Below are 21,101 nucleotides of genomic sequence, written 5' to 3' on the forward strand. Positions count from 1 at the left end.
CCGTGGCGCGCGGGCGCGTCTACCGCCCGGTCTGCTCCGCGATCCAGCTCTGCAGCCCCGCGACACCGCGGTCGACGGGCCAGCGGGGCTCCCAGTCGAGCATGCGCAGGGTGTCGTCGATGGTGCACTCGGCGTGGCGCACGTCGCCGTCGCGGTACTTGCCCGTGATGTGGGGCGCCGGCGCCTGGTGGTAGGCGGCGATGGCCTCGGCCAGCTGCATGATGGTGGTGCCGACTCCCGAGCCGACGTCTCCGACGATGGAGGCCTCCTCGGCCGGCAGCGCGAGCGCGGCGACGAAGGCGTCGGCGACGTCGTCGATGTAGACGAAGTCGCGGGTGATGAGGCCGTCTTCGTAGATCGGGATGCTCTCACCGCGCTGGGCGAGCTGCGAGAACAGCGACACGATGCCGGTGTAGGGGTTCGACAGCGACTGGCCGGGGCCGTAGACGTTCTGCAGGCGCAGGGTGGTGAGCGTGGTGTCGCGGGCGTTCACCCAGGCCGAGAGCACGTGCTCCTGCGCGAGCTTGGTGGAGCCGTAGACGCTGGTGGGCGCCGGCACGGTGACGGCGGCGCGGGAGGCGAGGGGCTTCGCGTCGGGGAAGTCCCACTGCGCCGCCTCGAACTGGGCGTGCGAGCGCTGGCCCGGGTAGTAGACCTCGCCGCTGCTCTTCTCCCAGGCGCCCTCGCCGTAGACGGCGCGGCTCGACGACAGCAGGAAGCGCTCGGGCACGATGCCCCGGGCGCTCAGCGCGTCGAGCATGACGGTGGTGCCGACGACGTTCACGTGCGCGTGCCGGGTGGCTTCGTTGAGCGACTGCGCGGTGCCGGTCTCGGCAGCCAGGTGGATGACGACGGTGGGCTCGATCTCGGCCAGCACGGTCTCCCAGACGGCCGGGTCGGTGACGTCGCCGACGATGAGCTCCGCCGCCTCGACGAGCGCGGCGGGGCGCTCCTGCACCTGGTGCACCTGGGGGTGGAGGGAGTCGACCACGACCCACTTCTCCGCCTTCCCGGCGAGCCGCTCGGCGAGGGCGCAGCCGATGAAGCCGGCACCTCCGGTGACGATGACGCGCTGGCGGGAGAGATCAGTCATGGAGTGGAGTCCTTCGTTGCTTCGTGGCGAGGTCTCGATGAGACCACCGGAACACCTTAGTACCCCGGGCCTGTGATCTAGACGATGACGGTGGTGCAGCCCAGCCGCGCGTCGTCGGCCGGCGCGACCTCGGGCGCCGCACCGTCGGAAGACGCCTCCTCCGACGACGGCGACGACGCCGCCGGCGCCGCGTAGGCACACACCCGGTGCTCCCCCGGCGTCACGGGAACCGTGGCGCTGTACCCGACGGCGTCGCCCAGCCCGGGGTTGGCCTCGGCGACGTCGGCGCGGCTGAGCTCCGCGAGGGTGCTCGCGGCGTACACGTCGTCGACGTAGAACACCACCTCGACCGGCTCGGCGCTGTCGGGGTCGGCGGCCCAGCCCTGCACGGTGACCCCCTCGGCAACGGGCTCCGCCGAGTCGAGCGCGCCGAGCGCCGCACTGCTCTTCACGGTCACCGTGAAGCAGCCGAGCTGCGGGTTGTTGTCGCTCGAGGGCACGTTCACGCCGTAGGCGCAGATGCGGTGGCTGCCCGGCGAGGCCGGAACGGTGCCGGTGAACCCGTGCTTGTCGCCGAAGCCCGGGTAGAGCGAGGCGACGTCGGGCCGGCTCTTGTCGGCCTTGAGCCGCGAGGTCCACGCGTTGTCGACGTAGAACACGACGTCGATGGGGTCGGTGGTGTCGGGGTCGAGGGTCCAGCCCGAGACCTTGATGCCGCCGTCGACGGCGGTCGCGGTGTCGAAGGAGCCGACCGGCTTGCCTCCGTCGACCGCGAGGGTCGCGCATCCGATCTGCGGGTTGTCGTCCGACGAAGGCGTGTTCACCGCGTAGGCGCACACCTTGTGGGTGCCCGCCTTGACCGGCACCGTGGCCGAGAAGCCGTGCCCGCCGCCGTAGCCCGGGAAGACGTACGCCACGTCGCCGCGCACCTGGTCGGCCTTGGTGGCCGAGGTCCAGCGGTCGTCGACGTAGAACACGACCGAGATGGGGGCCGTGGTGTCGGGGTCGATGGCCCAGCCGGTGACGGCGACTCCGCCGTCGACGCTGCGGGCGGTCTCGAGGTAGCCGATGGGCTTGCCCGCCATCACGGTGACCGTGGAGCAGCCGAGAAGCGTGTTGCCGTTGCCGCCGGTGTCCATGGCGTAGACGCAGATGGTGTTGACGCCGGGCGAAGCGGGGGCGACCACGTCGTAGCCGTGCGCGTCGCCGTAGCCCGGCAGGTAGCGCCCGACGTCGGGCCGGTTCTTGTCGGCCGTGGTGATCGACTTCAGCCACCCGTTCACGGCGATGTTGATCTGCACCGGGCCCGTCGTGTCGAGGTCGACCGCCCAGCCGCTCACCCGCACTCCACCGGGGGCGGGATCGGCGCGCTCGAAACCGCCCGTCGGCGGGCCGGCGGTCGAGGTCGTCGTGACGCAGCCGAGCGAGGAGTTGCCGTTGCCGCCCTTGAGGTCGATGGCCGTGACGCACACCTTGTTCGTGCCGATGGGCACGGCGAGCTTGGTGACCGTCCAGGCGTGGGCGCTGCCGTAGCTCGGGTACTTCTGGCCGAGGTCGGCGCGACCGATGTTCGCGTCGAAGGTGCCCGCATCCTTCCCGTTCACCGAGATCTGCACCTTGATCGAGGAGGCGGTGTCGGGGTCGAGCGCCCAGCCGCTGATCTGCAGCGAGGCGCCGGTCTGCTTGTAGTACTCGATGGCGCCGATCGGCGAGCCCGTGGGCGGTGAGACGGTGGGGCAGCCGAGCGGTTCGTTCTCGCCCGCCCCCACGTTGATGGCGTACAGGCAGTACTGCGTGGGCTTGCCCGTGGCGGGCAGGGAGATGGAGAAGCCGTGGTTCGCGCCGTTGCCGTAGACCTTGTCGACGTCGGGCCGTGAGCCGTTCGCGGTGAAGGCGCCGGCGAAGCTGCCGGTGAGGTAGTTGCCGCCCGACCAGACGTAGACCTGGATGGGGTTCCTGGTGTCGAGGTCCTGCGCCCAGCCGCGCAGGGTCACGGTCTTGAGGTCGGCCGTGGCCCCGTCGATGGAGCCGAACGGGTTGTGGTTGATCTCGGTGGTGCTGCCGAACCAGTCGGTGTACAGGCGCCAGAAATTGCGGTTGCCGTAGGCCGAGCATCCGTCGCCCGTGCCGTAGAGGTTCGCGAGTGCCGCAGCGTTGGGCTGGTAGGGCGTGTAGTAGTACAGCGCCGCGGTCGCCCGGTTCTGGATGAGCACGCGGCTCGAGCCGCAGGCGGCGTTCGGGTTGTAGAGCACGTTGGCGTAGCCGCCCACCGGGTACCAGGTGAAGAAGTTGCTGGTGCCGGGCGGGTTGCCGTAGCGCTTGAACTGCCAGGCCGCCTTGTAGACCTGGTTGTAGAAACCGAAGTACTCAGAATCGCAGGGGGCCGTGTCAGGGCAGGCGAAGCCGGTGGCGCGCTCGTACTGGGTGGCGGACGGCCAGGTGTCGGTGACGAGTGACTGCTCCTTCTGCAGCAGCACGAGCAGCACGGCCTGGCTGATGCCGCACGCCTGGCCGACCTTCGCGATGATCTGCGCGGCGGTCTCGGCACCCGCCCCGCTGTAGGCGTTGCACATGGGGTCGGCGCCGCGCGAGAAGGTGTTGACGCGGTAGTCCTTGAGGCAGGTGTAGCCCGCCCGGCAGTTCGGCACCTGCCCGTTGAGGAAGTTCTGCACGGCCTGGGCGTTCATCGCCTGCCCGTTGTAGAACTTCGCGTCGGAGATGATGTTGCCGGCCTGGAAGTCGCCGCCGGTGGCGGCGGAGGCCGAGGAGGCGGTGAGCGGCACGAAGGCGGTGAGCAGCCCGCCCATCACGGCGAGGGTCGCGAGCAGGGCGACGAGGGCGCGCGGCCGTCGAGGGCGGCGCCGGAGCTCCGGTCGCCCTCGGGCCGGCACGGTGCTGCTCTGCTCGGTCATGAGACGACGACCTCTCCGCTCGCGCTGCCCTGCGCCGTGCCGTCATCGAACACGACGGTCACCGTCCAGCTGCCGCTCGCCCCCGCCGGGAGCGTCGCGATCATCTCGGCGCAGTAGGTGACGGTGGCGTCAGCGGTGCTGGTGACCTGCGCCGATGCGCTCTGGTCGCCCTGAACCACGCTGAGCGCACAGCTGCCCGAGCTCGAGATGACGTTGCTCACCAGCGCGTCGACCCGCACCGTGCCCGCGGCGGGGTCGTAGGAGGAGTTGAGGATCTGCACGCTCGCCTCGGTGGCCGGCGGCTCCTCGGGCGGGGTGGTCGGCTTCGAGGGCGGCTCGGTGTAGGTCGGCGACGGCACGGGGCCCTCCGTGGCGGTGGGCGTCGGGCTCGGGGTCGACGACGCGGTCGGGGTGGGGGTCGCGGATGCGGTGGTGGCGCCGGGCGTCGGCGTCGCGCCGGAGTCGACGCACCCGGTCAGCAGCACGGCCACCAGGCCGCCCGTGATCGCAGCGGCACTCACCCATCGTCGCGTCCCCATCGCTCCACCGTAACCGAGCGGCGCCGGAGCAGCGGGGAGCCCACACCGGCCGTCGGGCAACCGGATGCGCGTTCGCGGCCTATTCGGTGGTGAGTGAGACCCCGACCTCGGCGCACACCGACACCAGCGCGAGGTAGGAGTCGAGGTAGGCGTTGATCTCGTCGGCCGACGACTCGGCTCCCGGGTAGCTCGTCGCCGCGAAGTTCGCGAACGCGGCGGCGGCGCCCTCCCACTGCGCGTCGTTCGCGGCGGCCTCGGCCGCCTGCGCGGCGGCCTGGTCGCGCGCGGCGAGCCAGGCGTCGCGGCCGGCGTCGTAGTTCGCGTTGAGGGTCTCGCACGCGGCGACGACGGGGCCGCTGGTGTCGACGGGCTCGGGGGTCGGGGTGGGAGTGGGGGTCGGCACGGGCGTGGGGGTCGGCGTCGGCGTGGGGCTCGGGGTGGGGGTCGCCGTGCGGGTGGGCGACGGCTTCGTGGGGCTGGGCGTCGACGGGTCGCCGCCCGGGTCGACGCAGCCCGAGAGCCCGACGGTGAGGGCGAGGGCTGCGGCCGCGAGGCCCCACCTGGTGGCGCGGCGGGCCGGGGTCGCCGTGGTGCGCATCCGGTTCGTCATGATGGTTCTCCTCATTCGGTCGCGGCTCAGGGCACGGTGACCGTGGCGCAGCCGAGCTGCGGGTTGTCGTTCGACGCGGGCGTGTTCACCCCGTAGGCGCAGACCTTGTGGCTGCCCTTGGTGGCCGGCACCGTGGCCGAGTAGCCGTGCTTGTCGCCGAAGGCCGGGAACTGGGCCGCCACGTCGTTGCGGCTCTGGTCGGCCTTCGCGCTGCTCGTCCACCTGTCGTCGACGTAGAAGACGACGCTGATGGGGTCTTTTGTGTCGGGGTCGATCGTCCAGCCGTTCACCTGGATGCCGCCGGTCACGCCCTTCGCCGAGTCGAGGGCGCCGAAGGGTGCGGTCGAGGCGATGGTGACGGTCGAGCAGCCGAGCAGCGTGTTGTCGTTCGACGAGGGCCAGTTCACGCCGTAGGCGCAGACGGTGCGGCTGCCCGCCTTGGCCGGCACGGATGCGGTGAAGCCGTGCTTGTCGCCGTAGCCCGGGTAGGCGGCGGCGACATCGCCGCGGCTGCCGTCGGCGCGTGCCGACGAGGTCCACACCCCGTCGACGTAGAACACCACGTCGATCGGGTTCGCGGTGTCGGGGTCGAGCGACCAGCCCCGCACCGAGATCGACTCGCGGGCGGCCGAGGCGCCGTCGAGCTTGCCGACCGGCGCCTGGTTCGGCACCGTGACCGTGTGGCAGCCGATGAGCGGGTTGTCGTTCGACGACGGCGTGTTCACCGCGTAGCCGCAGATGCGGTGCGAGCCCGGTATGGCGGGCACCGTCGCCGTGAAGGCGTGGTTCGGCCCCCAGGAGGGGTAGAGCCGCGCGATGTCGGAGCGGGCACCGGAGGCGCGGGTGGCCGAGGTCCACACGTTGTCGACGTAGAACACCACGTCGATGGGGCCCTTGGTGTCGGGGTCGAGCGCCCAGCCGGAGACCTGGATGCCACGGGGCACACCGGATGCCGTGTCGAGCGAGCCGACGGGCTGGCCGGGGGGCATGTTGATGGTGTGGCACCCGATGAGCGGGTTGTCGTTCGAGGCGGGCGTGTTCACCGCGTAGGCGCAGACCTGGTTGGTGCCGGGGGTCACCGGCACGGTCGCCGAGAAGGCGTGGGCCGCACCGTAGCCCGGGAAGACCTGCCCCACGTCGGTGCGGCTCTTGTCGGCGCGGGTGGCCGAGGTCCAGCGGTTGTTCACGTAGAACACGACGTCGATGGGGTCGGTGGTGTCGGGGTCGATCGCCCAGCCGGTGACGTTGATGCCGGCCTCGCCGCGATAGGCGGTGTCGAAGGAGCCGACCGGCTTGCCCTTCATCATGGTGAGCGTCGAGCAGCCGAGGCGGGTGTCGCCGTCTCCCCCGGTGTCCATCGCGTGCACGCACACCTTGTGCGAGCCGACGGTGGTGGGCACGAGGATGCCGTAGCCGTGCGCCGCGCCGTAGCCGGGGAGGTAGGAGGCGACGTCGGGCCGGTTCAGGTTGGCGGTGGTGATCGCCTTCAGCTGACCGTCGATGACGATGTTGATCTGCACCGGGCCGGTGCTGTCGAGGTCGACCGCCCAGCCGCTGAACCAGAGACCCCCGGGTCGCGCCTCGGCGCGCTCGTAGCCGCCGATGGGCGGGCCGTTCGTCTCGGAGACCCTGAGGTCGCCCGGAGCCTGGCCGATGTCGATGTGCTGGTGGTTGCAGCTGTCGCTGAACTCGTTGGTGAGGTAGCTGTAGCCGAGCGACGCCATGGAGGGTCTGCCGTAGCAGCCGAGCTGGCCGACATGGGTGTTGGCGGGCATGAACTGGTTGAGCAGCGACAACAGGTCGTTGGTGCCGTCGTTCCAGCCGTTGGTGCTGCGGCCGCCCACGCGGCTGAAGTCGACGGCGACGGCGGGGATGCGGCAGTGCCAGGGGCTCGGCGGGCGCTTCTCGCCCGTGCAGGTGTAGTCGCCGTCGTTGGCGCACCAGCGGTTGAGGTCGCTGACCCTGAGCGAGCCGAAGGCCTTGATGGTCACGACGAGCGCCTGCAGCACGCGCTTGTCGATGTCGCAGCGCGCCTCGACGGTGCCGTTCGCGATGGGGCCGATCTCGGTGTCCCAGATCTCGTTGATGGCGCTGTCGACGGTGAACTTGCCCTGGTCGCGGGCGTTAAGGAGCCACTGGGCGGCGGCGCGGCCGGTGGCGGGCACGAAGGTGCAGGGGGCTCCGCAGCCGGGCGCGGCCTGCGCCACGATGTCGGCCGACTGCGGGTCGAGCGGCACCTCGGGCACGGCGGGGGCGTCGGTCGCGGGCTGGTCGTCAGCGGGCGCTTCGGTCGACGGCGCCTCCGGGGCGGGCGCGTCGGTCGCGGGCGCTTCGGTCGCCGGGGCGTCGGTCGCCGGCGCATCCGTCGCGGGCGCCTCCGTCGCGGGCTGGTCGTCAGCCGGCGCGTCGGTGGCGGGCGCCTCCGGTGCGGGCTCGACCGCGGCCTGGGCCGCGGAGCCACCGCTCGGCGGGGCGGCGACGAGGGGGACGACGAGGAACGCCAGCACCATCAGCACCGACCCGAGCACACGCACTACCGAAGACAACGTTCCCCTTACGATCTCCGGGCAGCCTAGGGCACCGGGTGCCAGAGGCCGGGGAACCGCGCCGGAGTGTGCCGGGTCGGGTCAGCGCGCGAACGACTCGATCGCCGCGGTGAGGTCGCGACCGAGGTGCGGGGCGATGCTGCGGGCGTAGGTGTTGCTCATGTGATTGTTGTCGGCGTAGGTGACGACCCCGCCCACGTAGGTCATGCAGGTCTCGTCGGTGCAGAAGTACTGGCTCGTGTCGACCAGCGGGATGTCGCCGTTCTGCGCCAGCGCCTGCAGCACCGTGTCGTCGACGATGGCCTTGTCGCGCGGGTTCGAGCACGGCGCCACCGCCGGCACGGTGATGCCGGCGAGGCAGGTCGGCACGTCGCCCACCCCGACGCCGGGCACGTCGCGCACGAAGATCACGTCTTTGCCGCTGGCCTGCACCGCCGACCAGTTGGCGTCGATCTCGTCGCGGAAGGCCTGCAGCTGCGCCGGGTCTTCCGAGGTGAAGTACGCCCGCGACCAGTCGGTGTACGCCACCACGTCGATGTCGTCGCGCGACTCGATGTCGGCGAGCACGTCTTTCGTCCAGTCGGTGCAGGCGATCTGCTCCGCCGCATCCTTCCCCACCATCTGCTCGGGCACCGTGGTGAGCCCGGGGCAGCCGAAGCGGGTGTACGTGACGACGCGCCAGCCCTGGGTCTTGAAGTACTCGTCGAAGGAGGGGGTCATGGCCGCGGCGTGCGAGTCGCCCACGATGGCGATGGTGCCGTTGGTGCCCTTCGGGTCGCCGTAGGTGCAGTTGCGCCAGACGTTGTCGAGCTGCACCAGGCACCAGTTCGGGTCGAGGTCTTGCGAGGCGTAGGCGGTGTCGATGGGCTCGGTGGCCGTGAACACGTCGGCGCAGGCGGCCTGGTCGAGGATGCCGTTGGCGCCGTAGCAGGGCTGCTCGAGCTGGGTGGTGGCCTGGTTCGCCGCCTCGTCGATCGAGCGCTGGATGAAGGTCATGTTCGCCGCGATCACCGCCACGATGAGGGCGGGCACGCCGAGGGCGAAGGCGTAGGAGCGGATGCGCTTGGCCGCCCACCAGCGGTTGTAGCGCGCCGGGTCTTCGACGAAGCGGCTCGACAGCGCGCCCATCACGATGGAGAGGAGACCGAGGGCGATGCCCGCCTTGATGCCGATGCCCACCCCGAAGATGAGCGGGAAGAAGACGATGATCGGCCAGTGCCAGAGGTAGATGGAGTACGACCACTTGCCGATGCTCTTCACCGGCCAGAACGCGCTCACGGTGCGCAGGCCGAAGCGCTCCGCCGCGGGCGGGTCGACGAGCAGCACGAGCAGCGCGCCCACGACCGGGATGGCGGCGACGATGCCTGGGAAGGGCAGGCCGCCCGAGAAGGTGTAGGCGGAGACGGCGATGAGCGCGACGCCCACCCACGGCACGACGGCGCTGATGACGCGCATGCCCCGCGAGCTGCGGTCGAGCTTGCGGCGGTCGGCAAGCCACATCACGGCCACCGAGGCGAGGCCGCCGGCCGCGAACTCCCACGCACGGACGAAGGTGTTGAAGTACGCGGCGCCGGGGCGGGTGGCGGTGAGGTAGATCGAGTAGATCAGCGAGGCGGCGAAGACGAGCACGAGCACACCCACCACGAAGGGCCGCAGGCTCTTCCAGGAGTCGGCGTCGATGCGGCGGCGCAGCACCCAGCCGGCCACGAGCACCGTGCCCATGAGCAGCAGCGGCCAGAGCACGTAGAACTGCTCCTCGACGGCGAGCGACCAGTACTGCTGCACCACGGAGTCGGCGTTGTTCTGCGCCAGATAGTCGACGGCGTTGTTCGCGAGCACCCAGTTGATGGCGTAGAGGGCGCTCGCACCGATGTTGGTGAGTTCGTCGACACGGTTGCTGAGAGGTACCCAGATGAGCGTGGCCACGAGCGTGACGGCGAGCACGAGCAGCGACGCGGGGAGGAGCCGACGGATGCGCCTGGCCCAGAACGAACCGATGGCCACCTTTCCGGTGCGGCGGAGCTCGCCGAGGAGGTGCCCCGAGATGAGGAAGCCCGAGATGACGAAGAACACGTCGACGCCGATGAACCCGCCGGGGAGCACGCCCGGCCACAGGTGGTAGATGACGACGACGCCCACGGAGAGGGCGCGCAGGCCCTGGATCTCGGGGCGGAACTCCCGGAGCGCCGCCGACCCCGACGAGCGACGCGAGGCCCGCGTGGCCACCGGAGCCGTGCCCGCTGCCGCGCCTGCGGCCGCGGCAGGCGCCGGGTGCTCTGAACTGGCCACGTCTGTCGTTCACTCCTCGCAGGATCGGGCCCGGATAGCTCGGCGCCTCGGGGAATCATAGTTGCTGCCGCCCCGCCGAGCCTGACCGCACGCTGGTGCGCCCGCTTCCCGGCGGAGCCCCGCGTTCAGCGCGCGGGCACGACGTCGGCGATCGAGAGTCCGTCGATGCAGACGGGGCTGCTCTGTGCACCGATCGCGAGCTCCCCCGGCGCGATGCCGTAGGGCAGGTAGAGCACGACGGTGCCGGCGCCCGCGGGTCGTTCCACCTCGGTCCAGCGGTTGCCGGCGAATACGGCGAAGGAGTCGCCGGCCGCCGCCGAGTAGTCGATGACCAAGTAGCGGCCCTTGTCGGCCTTCGTACCGGGATACTCCAGATCGCCGTTGCCGTCGGTGCAGGCGGCACCGTCGCTGGCGGCCTTGACGGCGTCGAGCGTCGCGGGCCCGGCCGTGCCGTCGGCGCCGACCACCCAGGCGCCCTCGAGCGAGCTGGTGAAGGCCACCTCGCGTCCGAACACCGGCAGCATTGCCGAGGTCATGTTGTAGGGGTAGAGCGAGGCGAGCGCGACGGGCTCGGGCAGCGGCGAGTCGATCAGCGGCGGCGGGTCGGCCGGCAGCGTGCGCTCCATCGTCTCCACCCAGGCCCTCGCCTTCGGGCCCGGGTTGGCGGTGACGATGCGGTCGAACGAGCCGACCCAGGCCACCGCCGAGACCGCCACCAGCCCCGCTACGGCGAGGGCGGCGACGACGGAGGCGATGAGACGGCCGGTGCGCCGACCGCCCGGGAGCGTCGCGGCTGCCGACCCCGACCCCGGCGCCGACGCCGACGCCGCGAGGCCCGCACGCGCATCCGCCCGCCGTCGCAGCTCGAGCAGCGTGCTCACCACCACGACGCCGATGGCCGCCCAGAGCAGCGCGGTGTTCTCGAGGTGGTAGCGCAGCTCGCGACCGGCGCCGATGCCGATGACGTCGGCACGGCGCGAGAGCACGAAGGTGTTCGCCAGCACGACCACCACGGTGAACAGCCACACGCCGGCGTTCGAGCGCTTGACGACGACGGTGGTCACGACGAACGCGGCGAAGAGCAGGCAGGTGACGATGATGACGGGGTTCAGCAGGGTGACCGGCGCGTACACCAGGTCGAAGCCGAACAGCGACGGGACGAGCCCGCCCAGTGCGCTGTGCAGCATGAACCGCACCGTGGTGGAGCCGGAGGGCGACCCGTCGGACTCGGCAAGGTAGGGCCCACCCAGGTAGAGGTAGAGCTCGGCGAGCGAGATGACGATCACGCCGACCCACACCGGCCAGCTGCGCAGCACGCTCTTCACGCGTTCGAGCACGGGTCGTCCGCGCCAGATGACCAGCACGCACCACAGGAAGAGGTGCATCGAGAACAGCAGCGACTTCTCGCTCGAGGCGAGGGCGAGGGCGTAGAGCACGAGGCCGGCGGCGAGGCTGCCCCAGCGCGTCCAGCGCGTTCCCACCACGAAGCGGGTGAGGCAGCCGAAGGCCGCGAGCGACACAGCGAGCGCAACGGTGTTGTTCAGGCTCGCCGCCCACCACAGCCGAAGCGCGATCGGGCCGAGCGAGAGCGAGAAGGCGAGCCCGGCGAGCAGCGCCATGCGGCGAGCGCCCGTCACCGCGTCGACGATGCGCACCAGAGCGGTGAAGGCCCCGGCGTGGATGACGCCGATGATCACGGCCGCGGCCGGCCAGGAGAGCCCGAATACGGCGAGGAACCCGGCAATGCTCGCCGCGTAGGCGGGCATGAGGTGGCCGAACCAGCTCCGGGTGAGCGAGTCGACACCGAACGGGAACTCGCGGAAGTAGGCCGGGAAGAACAGGTCGTCGGCGAAGAAGTACGACTGCCAGGCGAAGGCGGCGGTGAGGCCGAGCACCAGCACGATCGCGACCGGCAGCTCCCACCGGCGACGGGGGGCCGTGACGAAGCGCGAGAGCGCCGCCGCCCAGGCCCACGCGCCGTCGCCCGACGCCGTCGTGGCGGCGGGGGCTGGTGAACGCATCCGGTCGAGTATATGGGCCGGTTCCGGGTGCGAACTGCCCTGTAGCCTTGGTGGATGCGTGTCTTGCTCGTCAACCACAGCTCGGCGGAGAACGAACTCGGCGGTGCGGAACGGTCGTTGCTGGCGCTCGGCGAGGAGTGGGCACGGCGCGAACCCGGCCTCGAGATCGAGGTGGTCACGGCCTCGGCCGAGGGCGAGTTCGCCCGCGCCGTGCGTTCGCGCGGCTGGCAGCTGTTCGCCGTCGAGTTCTGGCCCTGGGCCATCCCCCACCTCTACCGCCCGGGCGAGAACCGCTTCGACAACGCACGCCGCGACGGGCGGGCCGTGCTGGCGATCGAGAAGCGCATCCGCGACACCTCCCCCGACCTCGTCGTGACCAACTCGGTGGTGAACCCGTGGGGTGCCGTCGCTGCGGGGCTCACCGGCACCCCGCACGTGTGGTTCGCGCGCGAGTTCGGCGACCTCGACCACGGCCTGCAGTTCGTCATCGGCGTCGAGCAGAGCTGGCACGACGTCGGGCTCCTCTCCGATCTCGTGGTGGCGAACTCCGAGGCTGTGCGCGCGCACGCCGAGTCGTTCCTCCCCGGTCGCGAGGTGCTCGTCACCTATCCCCCGGTCGACGTCGAGACGCTGCGCACGGCACCCGTCTCCGCCGAGGCGGGTTCGGTGGCGGCACAGGCGACGGATGCTCGCGACGGTCACGAGGGCACCCTCGACCTCCTCATGGTCGGCACCGTCGGCCCGGCCAAGCGCCAGCACCTCGCCGTCGAGGCGCTCGGGGAGCTCCGCGCGCGCGGTGTCGACGCGCGCCTCACCCTGGTGGGCCCGCTCGACCACCCCGAGTACCACAGCGCCCTGCTCGACACGGCGGCACGGCTCGGCGTCGCCGACCGGGTGCGCGTCGAGGGCTACCGCGAAGACCCGCGCCCCTACATCCGTGACGCCGACGTCGCCCTCATGCTCTCGCGCAGCGAGGCGTTCGGGCGCGTCACCCTGGAGTACCTGGCGCAGGGAACGCCGGTGGTCGGCATCGACGCCGGAGGAACGAGCGAGCTCATCGCCGACGGCAGCTCGGGCTTCGTCACCTCGGCCGAGGTCTCCGACATCGCCGACGCCCTGGCCCGCTACGCCGCCGACCCGGCCCTGCTGCGCGCCCACGCCGCCGCAGCGCCCGGCGACGCCGCGGCAGTGGCCGGCCGCTACCCGCTCTCCGACGTCATCGCGGCGATGACCGAGCTGGCGCGCACCGCCCCGCGGGTGCCGAAGCTGCCCCACCTCACCGAGTTCTGGATCGGCCTCGCCGACGACGTCGAGCTCATGCGCGACGAATGGCAGACGGTGCGGAACCCCACCCTCGACGACACGGTGCGGCAGTTCGAGGAGGCTCGGGTGCGCTCGGGCCGCGCCGGCACCGCAGCTTCGGCCGCACTGGCCGCGGGCGCCGAAGACCTCAGCCCTCCCCCGCCCGTGACCATCGTGGTGCCCGTCTACGGCGACCTGCCCTCGCTCGAGCGCTGCGTGCAGAGCGTGCTCGAGCACGGCGGCCTCCCGCGCAACCGCCTGCTGCTGGTGAACGACGTCGGGCCAGACGCCGACGCCATCGAGACGCGACTGCTCGAGCTCATCGACGGCGTCGAGAACGCCTTCTACGCCCGCAACCCGAAGAACCTCGGCTTCGGCAGCACGTGCAACCGGGCCGCCTTCGAGCTCGACGACTCGGGCAACGACGTGCTGCTGCTCAACAGCGACGCGGTGCTGCTGTCGGGGGCCGTCGAAGAACTCGCCCGCGTGCTGCACGCCGGCGAGAAGCACGGCGTCGTGTGCCCGCGCAGCAACCACGCCACCATCGCCTCCTTCCCCTTCGTGTCGAGGCCCCGCCGCGGGCCCGACGACATCGAGCACTCGCTCCGCAAGTTCGCGTCGCTGCGCGACGAACTGCCGCGCTACACGGTCGCCCCCGTGGCCATCGGCTTCTGCTTCCTGGTGCGCCGGTCGCTGCTCGACCAGTTCGGGCTGTTCGACGAGGTGTTCAACCCGGGCTACGGCGAAGAGGTCGACTTCTGCCTGCGCATCAACACCCACGGCTACTCCTCGTTGTTCGCCAACCACGCCTACGTCATCCACGAGGGCAGCCGGAGCTTCAGCGAGAGCGAGTTCGACTCCGACGGGCTGCGCACGCGCAACGAGGAGCTCATCTTCGAGCGCTACCCGCACTTCCGCTCCTCCATCGACCAGTACCTCGAGCACGACATCGACCCGATCGACTGGTTCGCCGACTTCATCGACGGCAACGACCCCGACAAGCGTGTGCTGATCGACCTCTACGACCTCACGCTCCGCTACGACGGCACCTCGCGCAACGCGCTGTCGTTCCTCACCCTGCTGTCGGAGAAGCAGGCCAGGGGCGAGCTCGACGCCGAGTTCGTCATCGCCTCCTCCATCGAGGCGCAGAAGTTCTTCGGGCTCGACCGCTTCGGCTTCCGCAGCATCTGGAACCACGACGTCAACGAGCTCTTCGACCTCGGCATCGCCCTGGTGCCGCTCGGGCACGAGAAGCAGATCCTGCGCTTCAACCGCTTCTGCGCCCGCTGGGTGGTCACCCACCTCGACATCATCGGCACCAGACTGCTGTCGCTGCGCGAGAACGACGCCGCCCGCAAGCAGGTGCTGCGCGACTCGCTCGCCTACGCCGACCGCACCGTGGCCATCAGCCAGGCCACCGTCGACGACACGCTCGCGTACTTCCCCGAGGTCACAGCCGAGGCGCGCAGCCGCATCACGGTCGTGCACCAGGGTGCCGCCAGGGTCGAGCTGGAGGCGAAGAACGACGGCGACGCCCTGAGCGAGCGGCAGCGCGCCGCGGTCGCAGCCGCCGGCTACGTGCTCGTGGTGGGCAACTCCTACCCGCACAAGCAGCTCGCCGAGACCGTCGACGCCCTCCGCGGCGGCGGCCGCCCCGTCGTCGTGTTCGGCGGCGAGTTCGACGACCGCGGCGACGAGATCGTGCCGATCCGTGGCGGCCTGCTCTCCGACCGGCAGGTGTCGAGGCTCTACGCCGGCGCCTCGGTGGTGGTGTTCCCGTCGGCGTACGAGGGCTTCGGGCTGCCGATCGCCGAGGCGGCGAAGCACGGCAAGCCCGTCGTGCTGTTCGACACCGAGGTGGCGCACGAGGTGGTCGACGGGCTCGGGCTGGGCGACGGCACCGTCTTCTTCTCCCGGTTCGCCGAGCTCCCCGCGGCCGTCACCGCGGCCGAGGGGCTCACGGTCACCGTGACACCGGACGAGGTGCGGTCGCTCGACGACTACAACGCGCGACTGCTCGAGATCGTCGACGAGGAGCTCGCGCTGCCCGTCGACCTCGCGCGGCTGCGCCGCAGGTTTCTCTACTTCCGCTCGGTCGCCGCCTACACGGCGCGCATCGCCGAGCGCTTCGCCGAGGCCTCCTACGACAACGAGCTCATCAGGGCCCGACGCGCCTACAAGGTCGTCGAGGCCGTCGACACGGGCGCCGCACGCGCGCGCCAGGTGCGCGGACAGGTGCAGGAGCTCGGCCCGAAGGGCGTGCTGCGCGCCATCAAGCGGCGGCTGCCGGGCGGCAAGGAGCGGTAGGCCACCGCCCGGGCGCGTTGCCCGGCGCGGCTCGGCCCGCGGCGTCAGCGGGCGAAGTCGGCGAACACGCGGCGGCGGGCGGCGGCGCTCGTGCGCCGACGTTCCCGCAGCAGCGCGGGGGTCAGTCGCAGCACGCTGACGAAGTAGAGCCTCCACCCCGCGCGGGAGAGGAACGCACCCGACCCCGGGCCGCGACCGTGGTGACGCATGCCGCGCACCGCATCCGTCGCCGCCCGCGCCGCCGTGCGCGCCAGCACCGCCAGCACCGCGCGCCCTGGCGCGTTCTTCAGCATCGTGAGACTGCGATTGCGGATGCTGTAGGTGCGCACCAGCGGCGAGTCGTGGTCGCTCGACCCGGCATGGCGGTGCACCACCCGCGCGCCGGGCTCGTAGACGATGTCGTAGCCGGCGAGGCGCATCCGCCACGACAGGTCGACGTCTTCGTAGTACATGAAGAAGCGGGTGTCGAGGCCGCCGAGCTCGTCGAGCACCCGACGGCGCAGGAACACCGCACCCCCGGTGAAGGCGAACAGGCGGGGAGACGACGGATGCGCGGGCCCGGCCTCCGTGGGCCGCAGCCAGTCGCGGTCGTAGCAGTTGCCGGAACGCGTCAGCACGACCCCGGTGCTGTTCGTGAGCTCGACGCCCCCGGCAGCCCCGTCGGGGAGACGCAGCCAGCGCTCGCCGTCGATGCCGACCAGCGTGCCCGTGCCCGAGCGCTCGGCGGAGCCGGCGGGGCGGTAGCGCCCCTCGAGCACGACGTGGGCGGCCACGGCGGCGACAGTGGGCGGCTCGGCGGCGAGCCGCGCGAGGCCCGCCCGCAGGAAGTCCGCGTCGGCCACGGCGTCGTTGTTGAGCAGCACGATCACCTCGCCCGAGGCGCGGGCGATGCCGCTGGTCACCCCGCCCGCGAAGCCCTCGTTGCCCGGGTTCACGACGACGACGGCCTCGGGCACGCGGGTGCTCCAGAAGGCTTCGGCGTCGGGGCCCGCCTCGTTCTCGACGATGACGATCTCGGCGCCCTGCCCCCGCACCGACTCCACGGCCCGCTCGGTGAGGGCGGGCTGCCGCCAGTTCACGATCACGACGCTGGTCGAGGGCGTCGGAGCGCCCGAGTTCTCTGCCACGGTTCCCCGATCCTATCCGTTCAGGGAGCACGCCCTAGAGTGGACAGGGCCACGAGCGCCCGTCACGAACAGCAGGAGCCCGCACCCATGATCTCTTCCACCGGCTCGGTCTCGGTCGTCGTCGTCAACTTCCGCGGCGCCGACGACACCATCGAGTGCGTCACGCAGACGCTCGCGCTCCCCTCGAAGCCGGGCGCGCTCGAGGTGGTGGTCGTCGAGAACGGCTCGGGCGACGACAGCCTGGCCCGGCTCACCGCCGCGTTCTCGGGCGACAAGCGGGTGCGCATCGTCACGAGCAAGGAGAACCTCGGCTTCACCGGCGGCTCGAACCTCGGTGCCGCCTCGGCCAAGGGCGAGTTCCTCGCCTTCCTCAACAACGACGCCAAGCCCGACGCCGCCTGGATCGACAAGGCGCTCGAGCAGTTCGACGTCTCCCCCGCCGTCGCGGCCGTCGGCAGCAAGGTGCTCGACTGGGAGGGTCGCATCATCGACTTCGCCGGCCCCGGGCTCACCTGGTTCGGCATGGGCTTCAAGCCGAACCTCGGCAAGCCCGACGGCCCCGGTTTCGACGAGCCCCGCGACATCCTGTTCGGCACCGGATCGGCCCTGTTCGTGCGCCGCTCCGTGTTCGCCGAAGTGGGCGGCTTCGACGAGCGCCTGTTCATGTTCTACGACGACGTCGACCTCGGCTGGCGGCTCACCCTCCGCGGCTACCGCGTGCGCTTCGCCCCCGAGTCGATCGTGCGGCACCGCCACCACGGCTCGATGTCGTCGTTCGGCCAGTACCGCGAGGACTACCTGCTCGAGCGCAACGCCCTCATCGTGCTCTACAAGAACATCGGCGACGAGAACCTCGGCACCTACCTCGCGGGGGCACTCGCCCTGGCGTCGCGGCGGGCCGTCGCCGAGACGGGGGTCGACTCCGAGTCGTTCGACATCCGCCGGGCCGGGGGTGCGGAGGAGAAGAGCGACGACCAGTCCACCCCGAAGAAGGTGCTCACCAGCGTGTTCGGCGCCGACCGCTTCGTGGCCGAGCTGCCCTCCCTGGCACCCGACCGTGCCGCCATCCAGTCCACGCGCATCCGCACCGACACCGAGGTGTTCCGGCTCGCCGACGGCTTCTTCTCGCCGCTGTCGATGAACCAGGGCTACCTCGACGGCTACGAGGCCGTCGTGAACGCGCTCGGCATCCGCGAGTCGACCCAGAAGACGCGCATCCTCGTCATCACCGGCGACACGATCGGCGCGAAGATGGCGGGGCCGGCGCTGCGCGCCTGGAAGATCAGCCAGGCGCTCTCGGCCGAGCACGAGGTGCGACTGGTCACCTGGACGAGCGCGAATCGCACCAGCCCCGACTTCGAGGTGCACCACGTGGGCCTGCAGAACGAGCGGCAGATGCGGGTGCACGAGGAGTGGGCCGACGTCATCTTCTTCCAGGGCTACGCGCTGCGGCACTTCACCACGCTGCAGGCCTCGTCGAAGATCATGATCGCCGACATCTACGACCCGATGCACCTCGAGCAGCTCGAGCAGGGCCGCGAGCACGGCAAGATCCGCTGGAACCACCAGGTCGCCTCGGCCACCGAGGTGCTCAACCAGCAGCTCGAGCGGGCCGACTTCTTCCTCTGCGCCTCCGAGCGGCAGCGGCTGTTCTGGCTCGGCCAGCTCGCCGCCCTCGGCCGGGTGAACGCCGACAACTACGCAGCCGACGACAAGCTCGAGAACCTCATCGCGCTCGCGCCGTTCGGCCTCGACTCGACTCCCCCGCAGCACACCCGCAAGACGCTCCGCGGCGTGGTGCCCGGCATCGGCGAGAACGACAAGGTCGTCATCTGGGGCGGCGGCATCTACAACTGGTTCGACACGCTCACCCTGGTGCGGGCGATCGGCAAGGTGGCCGAGACGCACGACGACATCCGCCTGTTCTTCCTCGGCGTCGCGCACCCGAACCCCGAGGTGCCCGAGATGGCGATCGTGCAGCAGACCAGGCGGCTCGCCGAAGAGCTCGGGCTCACCGGCAAGAACGTCTTCTTCAACGACACCTGGGTCGACCTCGACGACCGGCAGAACTATCTGCTCGAAGCGGATGCGGGGGTCTCCACCCATTTCGACCACATCGAGACGACGTTCTCGTTCCGCACGCGCATCCTCGACTACCTCTGGGCGAACCTGCCCATCGTCACCACCGGCGGCGACTCGTTCGGCGACCTGGTGGCTGCCGAGGGGCTCGGCGTGGCCGTGCCGGAGCGGGATGTGGATGCTCTCGCCGCCGCGCTCGAGAGCGTGCTCTACGACCCGGCGGCGAACGCCGCGGCGCGCGCCGCGGTGACCCGGGTGCGCGAGGACTTCACCTGGGAGCGCGTGCTCGAGCCCCTGCTCGAGTTCTGCCGCAACCCGGAGCCCGCGCCCGACCGCGCGCTTGAGCTCATCGGCGCCGCCGCAGGCCGGCCCACCGGCCGCTCCCGCGCCGGCTTCCAGGTGGAACTGTCGAAGGAGGAGAAGTTCCACCGCATCGCGTCGGGCCGCCACGGCCTCCGCCGCGACCTCGCGCTCGCCCGCTACTACGTGTTCGAGGGCGGCGTGCCCATGCTCCGCGAGAAGGTCACCTCCCGCCTCTCCTCCCGCACCGGTAAGGGCTCCTGAGGCGGCGTCGAGAGAGCGCAAAAGGCCCCCATCAGCGAGCTGAGGGGGCCTTTCGCGCTCTTTCGGCGGGCGGGGGTTACCCGTGGCCGCCCTCGCGCTCGCCGGCGGAGCCGAGCGAGTCGAGGTAGGCCTGGATGGTGGGGTCGGCCTCGCCGGCTGTCACCAGATGGCCGTGGTTGAGCCAGGCGGCGTGGTCGCACATGTCGCGCACCATCTCCATCGAGTGGCTCACCAGGATGACGGTGCGGCCCTTGTCGCGGAGCTCGGAGAACTTACGGCGGCACTTGTCCTGGAACTCGGCGTCACCGACCGCGAGTACCTCGTCGACCACGAGGATCTGCGGGTCGACATTGATGGCGATCGAGAAGCCGAGGCGCACGTACATGCCCGAGGAGTAGTTCTTCACCGGCTGGTCGATGAACTCCGCGACACCCGAGAAGTCGACGATCTCGTCGTACTTCGCCTGGATCTCCTTGCGGCTCATGCCGAGGATCGACCCGTTGAGGAAGATGTTCTCGCGGCCCGACAGCTCGGGGTGGAACCCGGAGCCGACCTCGAGCAGCGCCGCCACCTTGCCATAGGGCGTGATGCTGCCCTTCTCGGGGTAGTAGATCTTCGCCAGGCACTTCAGCAGGGTCGACTTGCCCGAGCCGTTGCTCCCGATGAGGCCGAAGGTCGAGCCCTCCGGCACGTCGAAGGAGACGTCTTGCAGGGCCCAGAAGTCCTCGTGCACGGAGCGGCGACCGCGCATGACGGTGGCCTTCAGGGTCTGGTTGCGTTCTTTGTAGAGCCGGAAGCGCTTGCTGACGTTCTCGACTCTCACGGCGAGCTCGGTCACAGGAGTTCAGCCAGTCCTTTCTCGCTGCGCCGGAACACCAGGATGCCGATGGTGAGCGACACGGCGGCCCAGATGACGCAGACCAGGAAGTCTCCCCAGTCGGGCCAGCGGGCGTCGTAGAGCAGCTGCCGGAAGACGGAGACGAACCGCTCCATCGGGTTGAGCTGGTAGATGTCGAGCAGGGTGATGTTCGACCCGAACAGACCCCCGATGTCACGCGACTGCGTGGCGACGAGGTTGATGGGGTACACGATCGGGGTGAGGTACATCCAGATCTGCATGATGATGCTCATGAAGTACTGGGTGTCGCGGAAGTGCACGTTCGCCACGGCGAGCATGAGCGCCACGCCGGTGGCGAAGACCGCGAGCACGACCATGAGCAGGAGCGCCAGCGGCAGGAACGGCAGCACGAAGGCGCCGGCGATGCTGAGGGCGACGACGAGCACCGCCATCTCGAACAGCCAGTTGAAGCCCACCGAGCCGACGTACGACAGCGGCAGCACGATGCGCGAGAAGTAGACCTTCTGCACCAGCCCCGCGTTCAGCAGCAGCGAGCCCATGCCGGAGTTCACGACGTTCTGGAAGAACGTCCACGGCAGCAGGCCGCAGAGCAGCCACAGCGCGAACACGTTGAGGCCCGAGGGGTCTCCAGGGTCGGGCTGCACGCGGAAGATGAAGGCGAACACGAAGGTGTACACCACCATCGCGGCGAGCGGGTTCGCGAGCGACCAGAGCTGACCGAAGATGGTGCGCTTGTACTGACCCCGGATCTCGCGGAGCGTCAGATTCGCCAGGAGCTCCCGTGATCCGAAGACTTCTTTCAGGTATCCCATTCATCCTCGCTCGGTCGCACATCAGGGCGCGCGACCGCGAA

Annotated in this window: 12 protein-coding genes; 2 read left to right on the top strand and 10 right to left on the bottom strand. The window is 70.7% G+C overall.

Going from position 1 to position 21,101, the window contains the following annotated elements; all coding sequences use genetic code 11:
• Nucleotides 1–19: 19 nt before the first annotated feature.
• From HL652_RS12810 to HL652_RS12840, 7 genes are all read right to left on the bottom strand, one after another.
• On the bottom strand, nt 20–1,093 hold the full coding sequence (locus HL652_RS12810) for an NAD-dependent epimerase/dehydratase family protein (protein ID WP_171705680.1): 1,074 nt from the start codon (nt 1,091–1,093) through the stop codon (nt 20–22).
• A 77-nt stretch (nt 1,094–1,170) separates the two neighbouring features.
• On the bottom strand, nt 1,171–4,005 hold the full coding sequence (locus tag HL652_RS12815) for a hypothetical protein (protein WP_171705681.1): 2,835 nt from the start codon (nt 4,003–4,005) through the stop codon (nt 1,171–1,173).
• Nucleotides 4,002–4,544: a hypothetical protein gene (locus HL652_RS12820; RefSeq protein WP_171705682.1), complete on the bottom strand. Its 543-nt coding sequence runs from the start codon at nt 4,542–4,544 to the stop codon at nt 4,002–4,004. The genes HL652_RS12815 and HL652_RS12820 overlap by 4 nt, the downstream gene beginning before the upstream one ends.
• Nucleotides 4,545–4,623: 79 nt before the next feature.
• Nucleotides 4,624–5,154: a hypothetical protein gene (locus HL652_RS21500; protein ID WP_216603890.1), complete on the bottom strand. Its 531-nt coding sequence runs from the start codon at nt 5,152–5,154 to the stop codon at nt 4,624–4,626.
• Between the two features lie 26 nt (nt 5,155–5,180).
• Entirely contained in the window at nt 5,181–7,700 is a 2,520-nt protein-coding gene (locus HL652_RS12830) for a hypothetical protein (protein ID WP_171705683.1), read from the bottom strand.
• A gap of 81 nt (nt 7,701–7,781) precedes the next feature.
• Nucleotides 7,782–9,989, bottom strand: coding sequence for an acyltransferase family protein (locus HL652_RS12835; RefSeq protein ID WP_171705684.1), 2,208 nt, complete (start codon nt 9,987–9,989; stop codon nt 7,782–7,784).
• Nucleotides 9,990–10,114: 125 nt separating this feature from the next.
• Nucleotides 10,115–12,010, bottom strand: a complete 1,896-nt coding sequence (locus HL652_RS12840) for a hypothetical protein (RefSeq protein ID WP_171705685.1) — start codon at nt 12,008–12,010, stop codon at nt 10,115–10,117.
• Between the two features lie 54 nt (nt 12,011–12,064).
• On the opposite strand from HL652_RS12840, the gene HL652_RS12845 reads away from it, so the two are divergent.
• The gene (locus HL652_RS12845) at nt 12,065–15,619 is read left to right on the top strand and encodes a glycosyltransferase (RefSeq protein ID WP_171705686.1); all 3,555 of its coding nucleotides are present in this window, start codon (nt 12,065–12,067) and stop codon (nt 15,617–15,619) included.
• Nucleotides 15,620–15,663: 44 nt separating this feature from the next.
• Here the strand turns inward: HL652_RS12845 and HL652_RS12850 are convergent, their stop codons facing one another.
• Entirely contained in the window at nt 15,664–16,746 is a 1,083-nt protein-coding gene (locus tag HL652_RS12850) for a glycosyltransferase family 2 protein (RefSeq protein ID WP_171705687.1), read from the bottom strand.
• Between the two features lie 87 nt (nt 16,747–16,833).
• Between HL652_RS12850 and HL652_RS12855 the strand changes: the two genes are divergently transcribed.
• A complete protein-coding gene (locus HL652_RS12855) occupies nt 16,834–19,389 on the top strand; it encodes a glycosyltransferase (RefSeq protein WP_171705688.1) in 2,556 nt (851 codons plus the stop codon).
• Between the two features lie 76 nt (nt 19,390–19,465).
• On the opposite strand, the gene HL652_RS12860 is transcribed toward HL652_RS12855, so the two are convergent.
• Nucleotides 19,466–20,227 (bottom strand): ABC transporter ATP-binding protein, encoded by a 762-nt coding sequence (locus tag HL652_RS12860; protein ID WP_253743254.1) that lies wholly within the window; start codon nt 20,225–20,227, stop codon nt 19,466–19,468.
• On the bottom strand, nt 20,224–21,060 hold the full coding sequence (locus HL652_RS12865) for an ABC transporter permease (RefSeq protein WP_171705689.1): 837 nt from the start codon (nt 21,058–21,060) through the stop codon (nt 20,224–20,226). Before HL652_RS12865 ends, HL652_RS12860 begins: the two co-directional genes overlap by 4 nt.
• Between the last annotated feature and the right edge of the window lie 41 nt (nt 21,061–21,101).

It is taken from the genome of Herbiconiux sp. SALV-R1 (assembly GCF_013113715.1).
GTDB lineage: Bacteria > Actinomycetota > Actinomycetes > Actinomycetales > Microbacteriaceae > Herbiconiux.